At 69.5% G+C, this 2416-nt stretch carries 3 protein-coding genes; 2 read left to right on the top strand and 1 reads right to left on the bottom strand.

The window, feature by feature from the left end:
• On the bottom strand, positions 1-231 hold a 231-nt coding region (locus tag HMPREF3115_RS31845), incomplete at its 3' end, for a hypothetical protein (protein WP_218079203.1).
• Here HMPREF3115_RS31845 and HMPREF3115_RS02155 point away from each other — a divergent pair.
• Positions 230-814, top strand: a complete 585-nt coding sequence (locus tag HMPREF3115_RS02155) for a hypothetical protein (protein WP_006403046.1) — start codon at positions 230-232, stop codon at positions 812-814. The two genes, HMPREF3115_RS31845 and HMPREF3115_RS02155, sit on opposite strands and share 2 nt — an antisense overlap.
• A 102-nt stretch (positions 815-916) precedes the next feature.
• Positions 917-2338, top strand: coding sequence for a sigma-54 dependent transcriptional regulator (locus tag HMPREF3115_RS02150; RefSeq protein ID WP_070553324.1), 1422 nt, complete (start codon positions 917-919; stop codon positions 2336-2338).
• Positions 2339-2416 lie beyond the last annotated feature (78 nt).

The raw sequence follows: 2416 nt of genomic DNA, 5'->3' as shown, positions 1-2416 counted from the left end.
CATCGGCGCGATCGACCAGGCCGCTCCGGCGGCGCCGGCCGCGCCGATGCCGACGGTGGTGTCGACTAGCACGTCGTCGTGAACGGCGGCCCGGCCCCGCGCGACCGGTACGCCGGCCGCGCGGGACCGGGCGCGCGACACGACGATCGCTGCGGTTTGACGGGTGTTGGTCCCATCCCCGAGGTCAACACCTCTTTTTGCCTGACGAGGATGCAAGGAGGCCTCAATCATGAGGATCTTTTTGGTCGCTCTGCTGCTGTACAGCGTGCAGGCCGCCGCACAGGCGGTATTTCAGAACCCCGCGGTCTTCGTGATTCTCAGCGAACAGACGCTCGCGAATGCGGCCAGCGTGCAGCAGGCGCTGACGACGCTCGGCCGGCCCGACAACACGGCCTGCGTGCCGATGATGATGGTCGGCGATCCGCAGGTGGTGTACATGGTGCCCGAGGCCGGTCATGCGCCGTCGTGGCAATCGCCGTCGTACGAGCGCGGCGTGCCGTTCGACGCGCAGCGCGGGCCGGTACCGACGGGCAAGACGGTCGGCGCGATGCAGCATGCGCAGGACATGCAGACGCAGCCGTGGGAGGACAGCAGTGCGATCACGCAGAAGATCGCCGGCGACGCGAGCGTGACCGCGTCGAGCACGGTCAGCGAATGGCAGAGCAGCAAGCTGAACACGATCGAAACCGCGCGCGCGTCGGAGGTGATCGTCAACGGCAAGACCTATCGCGCGTACCGCGACGATCTGAACCGTACCGCACCGCCCGTCGTCGAGCCGCAGATTTACACGCAGCGCGTGATCTTCTGCCGATAACGCCCCTTGATCCCGGCGCACGCCGGTATTGCGCGACGCGGCGGCGCGACAGCGCGCCGTACCGCACCGGCGCAGCCGATTCCGCCTTGCGGCGAGGCCACCGTGAACAACCGTTGCCCGATCAGTTTCTCCGCCTCGCAGCACAGCGAGCCGCTCGTGTGCCCGCCGTCGTTCGCGGCGCTCCGGCGCAACCGCGTGGTGCCGGCGCGGCCGCTCGTCTACTTGTCGCCGCGCCCCGACGCCGCGCTCGTCGACTGTCTCGCGTCGAACGGATGGGACGTGTGGCACGCGAAGACCGTTGCGGACGCACTCAATTGCCTGCGCGGCAATCGGCTGTATGCGGGCATCGTCGATTTCGACGGATTCGCCGCGCTCGACGTCGCCGCGTTCGAGGCGGTGCTGCGCGATCCGCGCGTGGGCTGGGTCGCGCTGGCCGGCGACGAGCGGCTGAAGGACGTCGCGCTGTGCCGGCTGATTCGCCAGTGCTGCTTCGACTACGTGCGCAACGCGAGCGCGTATACGACGATCGGCTATCTCGTCGGCCATGCGTACGGCATGCTGAAGCTCGCGGAAGCCGATCCGGACCGGCAGACCGACGCGCCGGGCGGCACGATGATCGGCGCATGCGACGCGATGCGCCGGCTGTTCGCGACGATCCGCAAGGTCGCGAACACGGATGCGGCCGTGTTCGTCGCCGGCGAGTCGGGCACCGGCAAGGAGCTGACGGCCGCCGCGATCCACCAGCAGTCGGCGCGCGCGCACGGGCCGTTCGTGCCCGTCAACTGCGCGGCGATTCCGCCGACGCTGCTGCAGGCCGAGCTGTTCGGCTACGAGCGCGGCGCGTTTACGGGCGCGCATCAGCGCAAGATCGGCCGCATCGAGGCCGCGCACGGCGGCACGCTGTTTCTCGACGAGATCGGCGACATGCCGTTCGAGAGCCAGGCGAGCCTGCTGCGCTTTCTGCAGCAGGGGACGATCGAACGTCTCGGCGGCCATGCGTCGATTCCGGTCGACGTGCGGATCGTGTCGGCGACGCACGTCGATCTCGAAGCGGCGATGCAGGACGGGCGGTTCCGCGCGGACCTCTACTACCGGCTGTGCGTGATGCGGATCGACGAGCCGCCGCTGCGCGCGCGCGGCCGCGACATCATGCTGCTCGCCGAGCACATGCTGCAGCGGTTTCGCGGCGACTGCGCGCACCGGATCCGCGGCTTCGCGCCGTGCGCGGTGGAGGCAATCTACAACTATGGGTGGCCCGGCAACGTGCGCGAGCTGATCAACCGGATCCGCTTCGCGATCGTGATGACGAACGGCTCGACGATCACGGCAGCCGATCTCGAGCTCGGTGCGTATACGTCGCAACGGCCGCCGACGCTGGCCGAAGCGCGCCGGCAGGCCGAGCGGCGCGCGATCGAGGAGACGCTGATGCGCCATCGCCACCAGCATGCGGACGTCGCTGCGGCGCTCGGCGTGTCGCGTGCGACGTTGTACCGGCTGATGACCGCGCACGGGCTGCACGCGTAACGCGCGCTTGTGCAGGGCGGCGCGCGCCGTGTCCAACGCGCCCAACGTGCCCGGCGTGCTCGTCAACGTGACGAACCT

The organism is Burkholderia sp. HMSC10F09 (assembly GCF_001806955.1).
GTDB classification, from domain to species: domain Bacteria; phylum Pseudomonadota; class Gammaproteobacteria; order Burkholderiales; family Burkholderiaceae; genus Burkholderia; species Burkholderia multivorans.
The sequence above is the reverse complement of the archived record's forward strand: the minus strand, read 5'-3'. Positions and strand labels throughout refer to the sequence as shown.